Origin of the sequence: Pedobacter cryophilus, assembly GCF_005116455.1 — a bacterium.
GTDB classification, from domain to species: domain Bacteria; phylum Bacteroidota; class Bacteroidia; order Sphingobacteriales; family Sphingobacteriaceae; genus Pseudopedobacter; species Pseudopedobacter cryophilum.
This window is the reverse complement of sequence record NZ_SWBP01000005.1, coordinates 88,559-106,194: the sequence shown is the minus strand read 5'-3', so window position 1 is coordinate 106,194 and position 17,636 is coordinate 88,559. Positions and strand designations below refer to the sequence as shown.

The 17,636-nt window shown below is 35.1% G+C and carries 6 protein-coding genes; all 6 read right to left on the bottom strand.

From position 1 onward, the window contains the following. Positions 1 to 569: 569 nt before the first annotated feature. The 6 genes from FA046_RS13760 to FA046_RS13735 all read right to left on the bottom strand — a co-directional run bounded on the left by FA046_RS13760 (position 570) and on the right by FA046_RS13735 (position 17,630). A complete protein-coding gene (locus FA046_RS13760; protein ID WP_136827116.1) occupies positions 570 to 2,498 on the bottom strand; it encodes a T9SS type A sorting domain-containing protein in 1,929 nt (642 codons plus the stop codon). A gap of 108 nt (positions 2,499 to 2,606) precedes the next feature. Continuing rightward, positions 2,607 to 6,806 carry a LamG-like jellyroll fold domain-containing protein gene (locus FA046_RS13755; protein ID WP_205943660.1) on the bottom strand — a complete coding sequence of 1,400 codons (4,200 nt, stop codon included), beginning with the start codon at positions 6,804 to 6,806 and terminating at the stop codon, positions 2,607 to 2,609. A 437-nt stretch (positions 6,807 to 7,243) separates the two neighbouring features. Next, the gene (locus FA046_RS13750; RefSeq protein ID WP_136827114.1) at positions 7,244 to 11,677 is read right to left on the bottom strand and encodes a hybrid sensor histidine kinase/response regulator transcription factor; all 4,434 of its coding nucleotides are present in this window, start codon (positions 11,675 to 11,677) and stop codon (positions 7,244 to 7,246) included. A 108-nt stretch (positions 11,678 to 11,785) separates the two neighbouring features. Next, positions 11,786 to 13,213, bottom strand: coding sequence for a glycoside hydrolase family 28 protein (locus FA046_RS13745; protein ID WP_136827113.1), 1,428 nt, complete (start codon positions 13,211 to 13,213; stop codon positions 11,786 to 11,788). 13 nt (positions 13,214 to 13,226) lie between these two features. After that, on the bottom strand, positions 13,227 to 14,768 hold the full coding sequence (locus tag FA046_RS13740) for a sialate O-acetylesterase (protein WP_136827112.1): 1,542 nt from the start codon (positions 14,766 to 14,768) through the stop codon (positions 13,227 to 13,229). Between the two features lie 3 nt (positions 14,769 to 14,771). Further along, entirely contained in the window at positions 14,772 to 17,630 is a 2,859-nt protein-coding gene (locus FA046_RS13735) for a glycoside hydrolase family 2 protein (RefSeq protein WP_136827111.1), read from the bottom strand. Between the last annotated feature and the right edge of the window lie 6 nt (positions 17,631 to 17,636).

Below are 17,636 nucleotides of genomic sequence, written 5' to 3'. Positions count from 1 at the left end.
AAAATTGGTTGTTGGGCTTTATCAAAAAGGATTATAAAAGCCCGATAATTATTTGATAATATCTTTGCTATTATAAATGAGAATTGTAGTAATTTTTAAATTGCACAAAAGCCAAAAGCTTTTAATTACTGAATTCTTCATTTTATAATTTTGGTTTGGTTAAATTTTAAAAAATTAACATTCCTAAAAGCAAGTAGAAAAGCGGAATAACCGCCCTTTAACTGTTTTTAATACCTAGCTTTTTTGGTTGCAGTAATTTTTTAGACTTACTGATTTATAATTGTGAAACAAACGTACCTTTCTCTGTAAAAAATTGCTTTAAAAAATTGACCAAATGCTTTCAATTTTTGGTAAAAAAGCTTTTAAATGAAGTATTATAGGCGTTCTTATATTTTATGCTTTTGATAAAATCATTTTTTGATACTAAAAAATAAAGTAATTCGGTTTGATTACTGATAAGTGAAATAAGCGTCAAACTAAATGAGCTATTGAGCAAAAAACAAAAAGCATTTTACCAATCTCTGTTTTATAAACTTTGATAGTAAAATGCTTTTGAATATTTAAATTATTTACTCTTTAATGAAGCGCTTTCTTACGGTATCTGAACCTGTATTTACCTCTAAAAGATATATAGCAGGAACTAATTGAGATACCTTTACAGTAGACAAGGCTGTTCCCGAAATGATTTTTTGATTGGCAATTTTCTTACCTGCTAAATCATAAACCACAATTTGACCTTCTTTTGAAGTTAATGGATGAGAGATATAAAGTTCATTAACCACAGGATTTGGATAGGCACTTATTGCAATCTGACTTTTAATATTTACAAAAACCACTTTAGAAATAGCAGATTTACCATCTAAATCTCTTTGGTTAATGCGATAATAAGAAACACCACTATTTACAGCATTATCTATAAAATTATAGGGATGAATACCTGAAGCGTTTTTGGCTCCAACTATCCCGATAGAGCTAAAAACAACCCCATCAATACTTTTTTCAATTACAAAATCTAAGGTATTCTTTTCTTCTGCAGTTGTCCAATTTAGCAATGCTTGGTTGCCGGCAACATTTGCTTTAGCCGTAAAAGCAATAAATTTTAATGGTAAAACTATAGGCTCTTCATTAGCCACACTAAATTTACCTAAGGTGTTTACTAAAGTTATTGCTGCTGTATGCGGATCGGCTACAGTACCACTTCCGGCAGCTGTAGCAGTTGTTCCTGCACCCCAAGCAGCACCTAACCAATTGTAAACCAAAACAGGATCAGGAGTAATATTAAACCCATTTTTTTCAATACCTGCAACTGCTCCAAAAGTTAAATTTAAATCGGCAACGGTAGTAGGCGATGAAATATCCCAAACCCTATTCACCACTTTTTTTGTACCATCGGGAACTGCCGAAACATTAACAGCATAAACTGCATTTGGAGCTGCTACTGCTCCAATGGTAACTGGAGAATAAAAATTAGCCGTTCCTACTCTAAATATCCCTTGAGACGAATGCTTACTTGGATTTTGTTTTAGAATGCCGTTACCGGTAATATTAAAAAATGTATATAAACCACTGGTGCTATTAGTCATTACCAAATTTGTACCCGCAGCATTTAAACTTGCATCAATCACCCCATTTGTACCTAAATTAAAAGCTGCAATACCTACTGGCATAGTAGCAAAGGCTGAAGCTGTTCTTAAAGCAGAACCCATTTTCCAAGTTCCATTTACATTAATTGTAACAGAACCAATTGTATTATGAGCTACCACACAAGAAGTTGTAGAAGTTGTCATATCTAAAGTTCCATTAATGGTATAAGTATAACTCCCATAAAAATCTGTAGTAATGGTTGTATTTCCACTTGGTGCATGAAGATAAGAAGAGCTTCCGCAAGTAACCGTTTTACCTGCATTTATAATAATGTTTACATTGTCATCACCCTGAGATGCAGAATTAGATGTTCCAGAACTTAGCGTATATGGGCCAGAAATATATGAGCTTACATTTAAATCAGCATCAATAACAAAATCAACATTTTGAGAAATCCCATTGTTGCGAATTAAACTCACCAAATAAACACCTGTCCCTGTTATAGTTATTGTTCCATTTACAGCATAGCCTTCTATGCTTAACCGTTCATTAGAGCCTGATGCACCAAAAGAACCATTATTAATAATTGACTCCTGAACCCTTACATTTCTTATAGTTCCGCCTGCTGATTTTACAACCGCTCCGGCATCAATAGTTAGTTTATTCACCCCTTTTGTGCCATCAAGAGTAATAATATGTGTGTTTAATACAGTAACATTATTTCCATTGGTTGGTACAGCTATTGCAGGAATCCAAGAAGTAGTTGCAACATCATAGGTTTCCCAAGTTGCTAAAGTTGCCCAACCACCACTAGTCACACTTCTAAAATCTCCGTTGTTTTGAGCCTTTGAAGTAGTTGTTACCATTGCTACTGTAAAAAAGATTAAGCAAATCTTAAGTAAGTTTTTTTTCATGTTTTAATATTATTTAAAGGTTTAGAATTGGTGATTTAAAAGCTTGTATTTTTCACTTCCCTTTAATTGAGTTATAAGAAGCACAAGGAACAAGCCTTACATTAATTATTATTTTACAATGATTTTTGCGCTTTTAGTAAACCCTAATGCATTAATTTCTAATAAATAAATTCCCGAACTTGGTTTATTCTCTAAATCAATCATCAATAATTGGTTTTGCACATTTATGATATTTTGATAGACTTGAGCGCCATTTAAATTTCTGATAGTAACATTTGCTGTTTCAATATGGGTAGGCATTTTTATATGAATGCGTTGTAGGGTTGGGTTTGGATAAATAAGTACATCTTGGTTGGTGATGCCAAATTTCACTACTTTAATACCTAGGTTTTTTATAGCACCATCATTATCATATTGCTGCAAACGGTAGTAATTATTCCCATTAAATGGATGCTTATCATAAGCCACATAATTAGACACCTCATTTGTTGTGCCCTTGCCTTTTAAATTTGCAATGGCGTTAAAACTCACCCCGTCGATAGATTTTTCTATCAAAAAATGGTTATTATTTTGCTCAGAAAGTGTTGTCCAGTTTAATCGTACGCTGTTTCCATCTTCATTAGCGGTATAAGATGATAAACTTACAGGCAAAACCGCCCCTGTTGATAAAGTGGTTATTTCTGAAGGAGTTAAAGCATAATTATAAATTTTTATCTCATCTAAAGCTCCCGTAAAAGGAGCTGTTAAGCCAGATGCATTTGCAAATAATAATGGGTCGGTATTTCCTATTCCATTTGTAATGCCTGTATTATCAGCACCTGAAATTGCCAACGTACCACCTCTATAAATTTTTAGTGTATTGGTTGCTAAGTCTCTAATTAAAACTACATGTACCCAGGCATTGGTTAAGAAATTGGCGCTGCTTAAACTTACAGTGCTTTTAGTCACATCATCATCAACAGAAAAATAAATCAAGTTATTTTTTAATTCCAACCCATACCACCGCCCATTAGTGCCTGTGCTTGTATTTCTGGCAAAAGCCCCTTTATTTAAAACATAGGCAGATGTACTTGCAGATGCGGGCGCATTAGCCTTTATCCAAAAAGAAATACTAAATGAATTTTTATCAAACTTTATTTGATTTTGATGAGGAATAGTTATGGTAGAACCAGTGGTCATGGTTTGCAGGTTTAACCCATTATTTAACCTGCCAGCTATCCATTGGTATGCGCTTACATTATCAATTGTTCCGCTATTGGCGTAAGTACTGTGATCTGTAATTGTTGTCCCAGATGTTGCATCTAAATGCCAATCGGCAACAATACCTATAGCAAAAGCCGATGTTGTGAAAGACCAAACGCTGCCGGTAGTGGTACCCGCTGCACCAACGGCGTCTACTCTCCAAAAATAAGGTGTATTGGCAATTAAATTAGTGAACTGATAATTTGGAGTACTTACATCTCTATCATCTATATAATTTAATACTCCGCTAGAAGTACCTAAATACAATTTATAGTGCGTAGTATTTATGCCTCCAGCCCAAGTTACATTTGCTTTCAAAGCATCATCAGCAACGCCAGTATTGGTAGGAAAAGGCGTATAAGCCTGTATAGGTAAAGGACTGGTATGGTATTGCAACAATACCTGTTGTGGTGTTAAGGCATAATTAAAAACCTTTAATTCATCTAATTGCCCTTTGTAAGGAGCCGGCAAATTGGTTGTGGCTAAAAACTCTAATTCGCCAATATTACCTACAACCAAAGAACTTGCTTCTCCAATTCCGGTTACCCCGGTTGCATCTAAAGTAGTTAATAAGGTTCCGTTTAAATACAATTTTAATTTATTGTCTGATACATCTCGCATCACCACTACATGTACCCAATCGCCAGTAAAAAAAGGTGTAGCGCTTGTTGCGAGTTCTTTTTTTGTGACATCATCATCAATTGCAAAACGAAACTGACTGCTCTTAAATTCAATATCAAATCTTTTACCGGTAGCGCCAGTATTGGTGTTTTTAGTAATAGATCCTTTACACATTAGGTAAGAGCTATTTGTACCTGTAGGCAACAAAGCGGATGCTGCCTTCATCCAAAAAGAAACAGAAAATGAGCTTTTATCAAGATATAATTGATCCTGACTGGGTACACTCACCACATAAATATCTGTACGGGCGGTAGCAAAATCTAAGGCATTTTTTACTTTACCTAACACCCTGATAGTAGCATCATCATCATCTAAACCTAAAACACCATGATTGATGTAGGTTGTAGAATCTGTAATTTGTGTTCCTGCTGATAAGGTTTCATCAAAGGCCCAATAACCAACTGTACCTACCGCAACATTTGCAATGGTTCTAAAACTCCAAACATCACCAGTTGCACTGCCTTTATTGTTAAGGGCATCTATTCGCCAAAAATAAGTTGATCCAGACGCTAAACCATTCACCAAATAAGTTGGGGCAGCTGTATAAGCTACATCTCCAAGCTTGGTAAGATTACTGGCTGTAGTACCAAAATAAACTTCGTAAGTGGTGGTATTACTACTTCCTGTCCATTTTAAACTTAGGTTTCCGCTGCTTAATTCAACAAAATTAAACCCGTTAATTGGGTTTGCCCCTGATGCTTTTGTTGGTGCTGTAGGAATTGGAGGGGTGGTTACAGATGATACCGCACTGTAACTAGATGATTCTGTACTGTTAACTGCTTTTAGGCGATAATAATATTTAGTGTTTGGCACCAAATTTAAATCAGTATAAGTAATCACATTTGCGCCTACTTGTGCAATTTGGGTAAAAGTAGTTCCATTTAAAGAACGCTCAATTACAAAATTATTTTCGTTGTTTGAATTGTCATTCCAGTTTACAACAATGGTACTGGCCGGCGAAGGTAATTCTACCGATGTTGCATTAAAAGTGATATTAGAAGGTGGAATTATAAATACTGGCGGAGTGATACTGGTTAAGCTATTAATGTAAACCTCTATATTTAAATACTCTGGATAATTGATATTATAGGTAACTGCATCTGCTGCATTATTTTTATTTAACCCGTTAGCATCTTCCCAAACATCGGGCATTCCATCACTATCAGTATCTAAAGGGGCCGGAGCGCTAAAAACATTACCTACCCCGCCGTTAGAAAAAGGCAAATCGGTTTCGCGGTAAACGTAAATACCACTTGTACCTTTTGATCTTAAATCGGCAATCATTATGCTATCTACCTGATCACGCTTTGGATAAGATGCACCAACACTATCACATATATAATCATAAGATTGTTGAGCCGTTAAAACGGGATTCTTTGCCGGATAATCATAAGCTACAGATTGTAAACTATTGATATCTCCGGTTGGATAGCCTGTTAAATCTGAAGGAATTAACGTTCCATTTAAAACGCCATCTTTATTATTATCCATATAGTTACCTGCACCATATAAATTAAAATTAGAGTTCCCTCTGTTAAATGGAGTACTGGTTGATGGGTTTGTACTAGGGCCACCAATAAAATAGTTATTAATGATATTTACATGAGAAATACCTTCAGAGTCGCCACCCATAATATAAGCTTCCCCACTCCAGCCATAGTTCATGATATCACCTAATCTGTTGGCATTTCCCCAATTGTAAACTACATTATTTACAAACTCGTTAATGCCTTTTACTTTAGGGTTTCTAGTTTTATTACTGGTATATAAATTACCTATTAAACTAATTTTCCCGGTTGAGGGCTGCATTAAACCACCTGCAGAGTGATTGTTACGATGTAAGCCCTGCCCAATAATAGAATTTTGGATGGTAATATTATCTGGACTTGTGCCCTTATTATCCCAATTAATGGAAAACACTTCATCCATTCCCCAGGTAAATGTCATGTGATCAAATATGATATTAGCTCCGTTAGAAATACCCGACGCATCTTTACCTGCATTATCTGTTGCCCCTAAGCGGATACGGATGTAACGAGCTATTGTATTGCTTGATGATGAAAAAGTTACCCGTTTACCAAAAAGCACAATGCCCTCACCCGGCGCAGTTTGCCCTGCAATAGTAGTATTTGGAGGCACCACAATATCTGTAGCCAGATTGATGATTCCGCTTACCGCAAAAACAACAATACGCCCTTGCTGGCTTACCGCATCTCTAAAAGAACCAGCGCCACTATTATTTAAATTAGTAACAACATATACTTGCTGACTAGCGGCTCCTCTTGCCCCAAGAGCATAGCGACCAAAACCTTTTGCCCCCGGAAAAGCTAAGGTTTGAGCATGAACTTGATTAAAAGCAACTGATAAAAAAAAAGCAATCAGCATGCACTTTACCGACTTAAAAAGTAAATTTTTTAGATTCATAGAAATTGTTTAATAATTGGTTTTTTTAACTATACACCTTAATCTTGAGAATTATGGTGGCAATTTCTGCTGAACATTAACGGCATTAAGAAAGTGCTTACGTTTTAACACGTAAAAAAAGGGAACCAATCCTCTTAATAAAAAGAGTTTAGACTTTATGCTTATTAATAAAATTCAACAGAACTTGCTGTTTATAATTGTATTAACAAACTTATAAGTGTGGGAAGGTTAGGGCATTAAAAAATTGGCGAAAAACTTCCAATTTTTGGTGAAAAGAAAAACAAGGCAATAAATTATTAGAAACCGGAGCTTGACTTCGCTTTTATAATTTACAACTTAGTGTTGCACTCTATGGGGTGTTTTTAAAATCACACTAAAGTTCAAACAAAGTTTTCTGTTTAAGAATTATTCTCATTTCTGTTCTTCTGATAATCTGACGGCGAAATTTTATACTCTTCTTTAAAACAGGTGCTAAAATATCCTGAGCTACTAAAGCCTATCATGTAAGCAATCTCAGAAATGGTATGCTCACCTGCATCTAGTAATTGCTTTCCTCGCTTTAATCTCATGTCTCTTACAAATTCTACCGGAGACCTGTTGGTTAAACATTTTAGCTTTTTAAAAAATGTGGTACGCCCCATAGCAATAGCCGCAGCAACAGAATCTATGTTAAATTGTGGATCGGCCATGCTGTTTTCAACAATTGCAATTACTTCCTTTAAAAATTTCTCGTCTTTTGAAGTAATAATAATTTCGCCAGGTTCTAATTTGAAGATTTTTCTCTCCTCTAAAAATTTCTTGTAAAGGTTTTTCCTTTGCATAATTAGATTTTGCATAGAAACCAAAATATGATCTACATGAAAAGGTTTAGTGATATAAAAATCAGCTCCATATTTTAAGCCATTAATTTGGTTTTCAATAGATGATTTTGCGGTAAGCAATATCACCGGAATATGACTGGTTGTTAAGTTGTTTTTTAATTTATCAAGCATTTCTATACCATCCATATTTGGCATCATCACATCGCTAATAATTAAATCTGGCAAAATTTCTAATGCTGTATTTAAACCTTGTAACCCATCTGCGGCCTCGGTAATTCTATAAAAATCTATTAACTGGTCGGCTAAAAATTTTCTCAAATCTGTATTGTCTTCTACCAATAAAACAACAGGTTTTTCTTTATCAGCAATGCTTTTATCAATGCTATCATTTGCAGAAAAAATTGTTTTATTTTCAGGGTGTTGCAAAAGTAAACTATGTCTTTCGTCATTTTCCTTTTCCAGCATATCAACTGATGTAAAACTCATACTCCCTTTATTAAGCTCAATAATAAAGCTCATTCCTTCTTCATTATTTTGAGCAATAATTTTTCCCTTATGGTTTAAAATAATATCTTTTGATAAGGCCAAACCTATTCCAGTTCCCTTTTGAGACTGATCATGATTTTCACCTTCATAATACAACTCAAATATTTCGGCTAATTTACTTTCGGGTACTCCCACCCCTTGATCAGTAATTTTTATAATAAATTTATCAGGGTAGCTGGCACAATCAATCTGAATATCAATTATTTTATTGGGCGGGGTGAATTTAAAAGCATTAGAAAGCAGGTTATAAACTACAATGTCTATTTTCTCTTCATCTATCCAAACAAAAAATGTTTCTACATCTGAGTGAATTAAGAACTTAATATTTTTCTCTTCGGCCAGTTCATTAAAATACGCTGCAATATCTTTAACAAAAGCCACTACCTCTACTTCAGAAACTTTAAGTTGTATTTTTCCGCTTTGAATTTTCCTAAAATCTAACAGTTGGTTAATAAACCGAACCATTCTATTGGCATTTTTATTTACCACCAACATGTATTCTTTACCTTTTTCTGATAGTTGCTCTGTTTTAGCAATTTGAGATAAAGGATTAACAATCAGCGTTAAAGGTGTTCTAAGCTCATGAGATATATTGGTAAAAAACTGCAATTTAAGATCGGTAAGTTTACGTTCTACAGTTACTTTGTTTCTTAACCTTATCATGGTGATGATGATTCTTCTGGCCATTACAATTAAAACAACTAAAAGAATAGCGTATAACAAATAAGCCCAAATGGTTAACCAAGGTGGGGGAAGAATAGTGATGGCAATACTTTTTTCGGGAATATTTGTGAACAGGTCTTTGTTCAAACTTTTCACCTTAAAAATGTAATCTCCAGAAGAAAGATGAGTGTACGTTGCTTTTCTTTGATTTTTAACAAAATGCCAAGCTTTATCATAGCCTTCTAAAATAAAAGCATAGTTAATGTTTGAATTGGCTCTAAAATCTAATACCGAATAATCTAAACTCAACACATCCTGATTATAATCTAAAACAATTTTATTTGTTTTGTTAAGCGAAAAAGACAGAGGAGAGCCCGGCGCACCCGCAATAATATCTTTATTATATAATTGAAGATTGGTTAAAGCAATTTCTGTGTTATACTTTTTACTGGTTATTTTATCAGGGAAAAATGAAATATATCCATAAATGCATCCAAAATATAAAGCCCCTGATGCCGATCTAAAACAAGCTGACTCTGAGAATCCTTCTTTTGGTAATCCATCATAAGAATCGTAATTTCTAAATGTTTTTTGGTTAATGTTAAATTTAGATAATCCGTTTTCTGTGGCCAGCCATAAATTCCCATTTTTATCATCCACCATGCTTAAAACAATATCATTGGGTAAGCCTTGTTCTTTGGTGTAAATTTCAAATCTTAGCTTGTCGTTAATTTTTGGTCTTCCAATTACTTTATTTAAACCCCCACCAAAGGTGCCTATCCACATTTGACCATCCAAATTTTTGTGAATTACCTGTACATCATTATTTCCTAAACTGTTAATGTCTCCGGGTATTTTTGAAGATCTGTAAAATTGATAATCGCCATTTTTACTGCTCTCAGGATTAAACCTGAGCAGGCCATCAGTGGTAGCTATCCAAATTGTACCGTCTGCACCTTCCTCCAAATATCTAATTACATTGGAAGTAGCAATTGGATAATTTTTGAAATAATTATTAGCATTCTTAAATATAATTTTGTTGTTTTTTTCTTCTATAAGATTAAGTCCTCCACCAAAAGTACCTATCCAAATTCTGCCTTTTGCATCTTCCAAAATAGCGTAAATCATGTCGCTACTTAGGCTATTGCTATCCTTTTTGTCATTTAAAAATCTGGTTACTTCATAACTGGTACGCTCTTTATTTAAAGGCTTTGCCATTAACAAACCTTGCCCCTTTGTTCCTATCCAAATGATCCCATTTTTACTTTCTTTAATGGCATAAATACTCCCAATTTTAGCGGTTGATATATTTTTGAAAATGTTTTGAATTTTTTTTCCCTTATCAAAAACATATAAATTACCAATTTTAGAAGCTACCCAAATTCTCTTTTTGCTATCCTCATAAATTGCCCTCACTTCATTATCATATCTTTTTAAAGATTGAGGTTCTAATTGTTGATGTTGAAAATTGTTACCTGTAAAAATCGCCTTATTAATTCCACCAAAACGAGTACTTAACCACAAAACCCCCGTCTTATCAGAAAAAACGGTAGTAACTACATTAGATAATTGCTGATCACTTGAACCTGGTTTGTTATAAAAATAAGCTATTTCATTACGCTCTTCATCATAATAACCAAAGCCGCCACCTTTCATACTTGTCCATAAAACGCCATTTACATCTTCAAAAACAGTATAATTTTTATCCTGATAAGTTTTAGTAATTAACTGTTCGGGTACTTCTTCAATTTGATGAACATAAAGCTTAAATACTTTTTTATAAGGATTATACCTGATAATGCCCGGCGTTGTAGGCTCTATCCAAATATTTCCTGATTTATCTTCATATAATGAAAGCAAGTTTGATTGCCCATCCATTTTTAGCACTTCAAATTGAAGACTTTTAGGATTCATCACCAGAAGCCCTTGTTTGGAGGTAGAAATATAAATTTGACCAGATTTGGCCACACAAATATCATTTATATTTGCGCCTTTAACCAGATTTTTTATTTTAAAAACCCGCTCTTTAGTATTGTAAATAATGATTTCGCCACTTGAAGTCCCAAAATAGAGTAAGTTATTCTTACCGGTAACACAAGTAACATTATAATTTGATTTTAGAATTTTTTCGCTGTTTTGGCGCTTCAAATACTGAACGTATTTTCCGTTTCTTTTCACTAAACAAAATAGGCCCTCATCAGTCCCTACCCAAATTTTCTTTGTTTTATCTTCAATTAAAAAATTGATATGATTAGAAGGAATTCCAAAACCACCTTTTTTCCCTTTTTGATAGCTGTAAACTTTAGGGAGTTTGGTTTCCTCATCATAAACGGCACACAATAAGCCTTGTTCTTCTGTAATTAACCAAGTATCACCTAATGAGGTGGCTATCAATTTACTTACAACTATATCTTTAAGGTTTCCGCCGTTAACAGACTTGTTTATAGCAAGAAATTGCTCAGTTCGCTTATCAAATCTATAAACTTTATTATCATAGGTTTCTACCCATAAATAGCCAATTTTATCTTCAACAATACTCCTTATTTTGTTGTTTTTTAGGCTAGATCTATCCCCGGGGCGGGCTTTATAAGTGATAAATTGATTGCCATCATAGCGATTAATTCCGTCCCAGGTACCAAACCACATAAAACCTTCCTTATCTTTTGTGATGCATAACACGCCATCATGGGAAAGCCCATCTTCAGTAGAATAATGCCTCAACCTACTTTTTAACTGCGCATTTGCAGTTAAAAATGAAGTTAAAAGAATAAAAATGATCCAATGCTTTTTAAAGTAATGCATGCATATATTTTACCAATTGTTAGATCGAGCTATATTTTTGGACGATTAAATTTATCACATCAAGAGTGATAGCGACATCATTTTAAAAGAACTTTAAGCGTAGCAATTTTAAAGCGCTACCCCTGTAGAATTTTCTACTTTAACTTTAGTACCATCTTTAGCTGTGATTTTTACATCAAGCATTTTCCAATCTTTTGCAAAAGAAATAGTCCCTGCAGTTTGAACTTCTAAATTGATATTGCTAAAGTTAAAACGCTCTACCGGCGAACCTTCTATACCCGCAATATTAAAAGCTCTTTTAAGACCAACACCGCTCATATTAGTAATATAAACATCTTTAAAAACCGGAATTCCTTTTTCGGCTGGCATTACTTTATTCAGCATTTTTTGCCAGTGAACCGGAATTTCATCAACCTTAAATTCTTTAGGTAAAGTAGAATAACTGTATGAGGGATTCCAATTTTTACCAATTTGGAAAGCCGTATTTACGCTGTCCATTCTAAAGTTTTTAAAATGAATATCTTCTATACCGCCGCCACGGGTAAGTGCCGATTTGATGTTGATGCCGTTAGAAGTACCCAGTCCAATTAAATCTTTGGCTAAAACATGTCTAATCATTCCTGATGTCTCACTTCCTAAAGTCAATAATCCTGCTCCTCTGCGGGCAATACTATTTCTGATCACCACGTATTCTGTTGGTCTGTTCACTCTTAAACCGTCCCAATCTCTACCAGCTTTTAAGCAAAAATTATCGTCGTTACAATCTATATCACAGTTTTGAACTAAAATCCAGCTAGACGAATCTATATCTACGCCATCTGTACTTGGTCCTTTTCCGCCAATGTTATTTCTAATATTTAATCCGTCTACAGTAATATGAGTGCTGTATAAAACTTGCACACTCCAAAAACCAGCTTGCTTAATTCTAAAATCTTTGAGTTGTACGTTTTCACAATTTTGCACTAAAATGGTTCTTGGTCTTTGGGCATCGTAATCTACAATCCACCTTAAACCTCTTGCTTCATAATCTTTTCTCATGCTCCAATACAATTCCCAAAACACTTTCCCTCTGGCATTGATGAGCCCTTTGCCTTCTACAGCTGCATTTTTTTGATCAATAATATTAACCAAAGCTGATGGCCATTTCATTTCCATACCTGCAATACGGGTATCAATAATTGGGTAATCTTTAATATTTTGACTGCCCAATAGTTCTACCCCATCATCTATCCTTAACTTCACATTGCTTTTTACATATAAAGAACCTATTAAGTACCTACCCGGATTTAGGGTAACTGTACCACCTCCAGCTTTTTCGCAAGCATCAATGGCTTTTTGAATAGCCGCTGTACTAGAAAATGTGCTATCGGCTTTAGCTCCAAAATTGTTGGCTACAAATTCTTGCTTCTTAAATTTCAGTTTTGCAGTACCTACCTTTTTTGTCCAGGCGGGGTCTTTATCTTTAGCAATCGATTGAAAAAATGTTGCCAGTGCAACAAAAGCGATAAGGAAGAATTTTCTACTTCTAAAGTTCATAATTGTTGTAAGATTAATTTAATCCTTGGGTTTCTACTTCCCAAGAATCGGTTCTGAATGGTGATGCAGGCAAACCTGCTGCATTAAATAAATTTGGATGAGGAACATGTTTCCAAGCAAAACGAACGGCTAACGGTTTGTTTACTTTTTCTGATGAAACTATAATTTGTTTTCCTTTAATGGTTGCTTTGGCAGGATAAAAAACCTGATTAGCACCGGCAATCATAAACTCTTTTAAGGGTGCTCCATTTGCGGTTAAACCGTTATCGTACTTAAAATTCACTGCTATTTGATTGCCTTGAATTTGCGCAGATTGATAAATAGGTCCAGAAGCTGTTATATTTTTATAACCATAATGGTTTTTTAATGCCCATAAAGACAATCTATTTCCTACCAATTCTTTATTTCTTGGGTGAATATCTACAGAGTCGCCGTTATCTGTGGTAACCACCATTCCTGTAGATTTTACATTTTGAAAAGTGTACAATTGCGCTTCTCTAATCTCGGCGTTTTGAGAGCGATGCGGAGAAATTTGAACAAAATAGAAAGGCAAATTTTGATTCTTCCAATCGTCTCTCCAATTTTGAATCATAGCGGGAAATAACCTTCTATATTGATACGCTCTAACAGCATTATTTTCTCCCTGATACCAAATTACGCCTTTAATTGTAAAAGGAATTAATGGGGCAATCATGGCATTGTATAACTTATATGGCGATTTATTGCTGTTTGCTCCAATAGGTTCTGCAGGTGCGGTTGGTCTTGTTGTTTTATTTGCTTTTGCGATAGAATCCAATTTTAAATATTGTTTTCGATCTGATTGATATTGCTGACTGATATTTTTCCAATCGGCTACGGTGGCATCATATCTAGTTAAAATTGGCTTAAAATCTTTATCATTTTCTAAAATTTTCTTGTTTGTCCATGATTCTGCCGGTGTGCCTCCCCAATTAGAACCAATTAAGCCTACCGGGAAACCTGTTTTCTCTATCAGCTGTAAAGCAAAAAAGTAAGATACCGCAGAAATATCTCCGGCAGCAGTTTCTGGTGTGCACACTAACCATTCGCCCTTGGTATCTTTTTGTGGCTCGGCAGAAACTTTTCTTTCTACTGTGATGAAACGCAAAAGAGGGTTATCGGCTTTTTGTAAAACTTCTTTAGCGTTTACCAAGCCTAAATAGCGCCCGGGTATGCCTTGAATGGGGAAAGACATATTACTTTGCCCACCACATAACCACACTTCACCAAATAAAATATCATTGATAATGATTTCGTTTTCTCCTTTAAATGAAATTTGATGCGCCTTTTTATCAAATTTTAAGGTTTTTATGGTCGCTTTCCAATTTCCATCTGCATCAGCTGTAAGGGTTATGGTTTTATTTTGCCAATCTGCTTTAATACTTATTTTTTCATTCGGCTTTGCCCAACCCCAAAAATTCACTAGCGTATCTTGCTGCAGTACCATGTGACTAGCAAATAATGCCGGTAGTTTTACTTCGGCCTTAGCCAAAACAAAAACGAATAAAAAAACGAATAAAAAGAGCGCTTTTTTCATCAATTAATCTGTTAAGATATTCACTTTTGGCATCACAAAATTGTTTACTCTATCTGATGGTGCTAAACCAAAAAAGAAGTATAAAGTACGTTTCTGTTCGCCTGTAAATTCATTGGTTTCGCCCGCTGGGCCATACATTTGCGGACGAGGAGTTATCCTCAAACCTAATTTACTTCCTACAGCCGGAATGCCTTCTAAGAAAGAAATATCGCCAGTTGGCAATTGCGGATGTGGCTCAATTCCGGTTAAACCGTAAAAATCAAATAGCCTTACAAATAAATCATCTTGTGGGGTAGCAATGGTAAATTTACCTTCCACGGTGTTCATTTGAATCCAATTGATGTTAGAATAATAGCCTTTAAACTCTGGAAAAATCCAAGGATAAGATCCTGTTTGTGTGCTGTTATTAAATTTTTCCCAAGTATTATAGGTAACGCCCTGCAAACGGTTTTTCCAAACTCGGTAAGGTCCGTTTCCTAAAAATTTAGCTCCTAAAACATAATTTTCTGGGTAATCAAAGCTTATTCCGGCAAAAATATGCTTTCCGTTTAAAGTAAAACTATAATCCATCTGTAACCATCCGCTTGGGTACATGGTCCATTTAATGGCTTTCATGGCACCAGTATAATTGGCTTCAATCACTATATTTTCTCCTTCTTCTTTATGAGTAAGAGAAACAAAAGCAGCATTACCGCTTACCAAAACCGGACCGTTTCCAAAAGAAATTGGCGCACTTTTATCATTGGTTAAACCTATAATTTTACCTGTTTTTTTACTAAAGCTTACGCTGATATCACCACCTTTAACGGTTAAAATACTGTCTTTTTCTGTTACCGCAACCTTAGGATTCTTCAGTTTACTTTGCAGCAAAATATTTACCATTTGGCTATTTTGTTGGATTTTCCAAACCCAACGATAGACTTCTTCCCCATGTTGATCTGTGGCGGTTAAAGCTAAAGCTTGGTATTGTTTCCAATCTGCAGGCAACGGAATTTGAATATTTCCTTTCGCAAAAGGTTCTATATCTGGCGCAACTGCGGTTCCACTTTTCATCACTTTATAACCAGCATCTTTATCATCAGGAAGGTTATAATTGATCAATTCCCAATTCAGTTTTCCTTTATTTAAATTGGTAAAATTGTACCTGTTTTCTACTTCAATGCTGCCATTAAAGTTTTCGGGCAGTTTGGTTAAAATGATTTTATAAGGCGAATAAATTTCTTTTACGGCGTTATAACTCCCCTCTTTTTCACGATGCGGACCTAGCAAACCATCAGGCGCATTTACACCGTTAGGATCTAACATTCCGTTTTTATCCGTCCTCACAATGGCTTCATCAACAAAAGCCCAAATAAAGCCTCCGGCTCCTTTTTTAGCGTTCCAATGCAAATCCCACATATCTGATAATCCGGCTGCACCGGCACCATCATCTTGAGCATGCATAAACTCGGTTACCATATAAATATTGGTATCGGCTAATATTTTTTGGGTGCTGTTAAAATCTTCATAATGATTACCGTCAATGCCGTTAATGGCATTTCCTGGTCGGTGGTGAGCATGAATTACCGTACGATTAGATAAATCATATTTGCCATAATCATCATCTAAATCAAAATTATGACCGCCTTCATTCCCGTTACTCCATAAAATAATAGATGGATGGTTGGCATCTCTTTTAACCATTTCTTTAACCAAAGGTTCACCAGCTTTGGTGCTGTAAGCTTTTTGCCAGCCCGCTAATTCATCCAAAACATATAAACCCAGCGAATCGCAATAGTTTAAAAAAGCTTGATCTGGCGGGTAATGCGCACATCTTACGGCGTTCATATTCATCCCTTTAATTAACTTCACATCAGCTAAATCTAATCTGGCATTTACACTTCTACCTGTCTCTGGCCACCAAACATGGCGATTAACGCCTTTCATTTTCACCTTTTTACCGTTCACGTAAATTCCATCTTGCTTACGCACTTCAATGGTTCTAAAACCAAATCTGTTTTGAGTTTGATAAATTGATTTACCTGCTGAGCGTAAATAGGTTTTTACCTGATATAAATTTGGCGTTTCGGCAGTCCATAGATTAGGGTTAGTGATTTTTGTACTTACTTTTAAAACGGTATCTCCATTGGTATTTATGGCTTTCGCCGAACCTATTACTTTCCCTTTTAAATCGCTTAACTCGGCATAAACTTCGGCCCCTTTAACAGGATTTTCTATATGCACATTCATTGCAAAAGAGCCATCAGCTTTGGCGTCAATAGATGTCCATTCTATGTGTTGTTTTGGAGTAGCTTCTAAATAAACTGGGCGATAAATTCCACCAAAAATCCAATAATCAGCTAATCGCTCTGCATTATTTACAGAGTTATCTGCCGACATTTTACTTACCGTAACTTCCAATAAATTAGAAGCTCCATATTTTAATAAAGAACTGATATCATATTTGAATAAATAGAAAGAACCTTGGTGAATTTTTCCGGCTGATTTACCATTAATTTTCACCTCAGTATCCGTCATAGAACCTTCAAACACAATTTTTATATCTTTTCCAGTCCAATTTGCTGGAACGGTAAAGTTGTATTTGTATAAGCCCTTTTCATCGGCAAAACGAAAGTTTTTACCATAAGTTACGTAATCTCTGCCATAATTATACTCACCAAAACCTTGTTGTTCCCAATGGCCTGGTACATTTATTTTGGTCCAAACACCAGCTTTTCTCCCACCAGTGCACCAAAAATCCCAAGCTACCGTATTCTCATTATCTGTTCCTGACAGGTATTTTATGGTTTTAGTAATATTGCTTTGCGCCGATGAACTTAAGGAAGCCATCAGAAAAAAAACAATAGATAAATACTTTTTCATAACGGG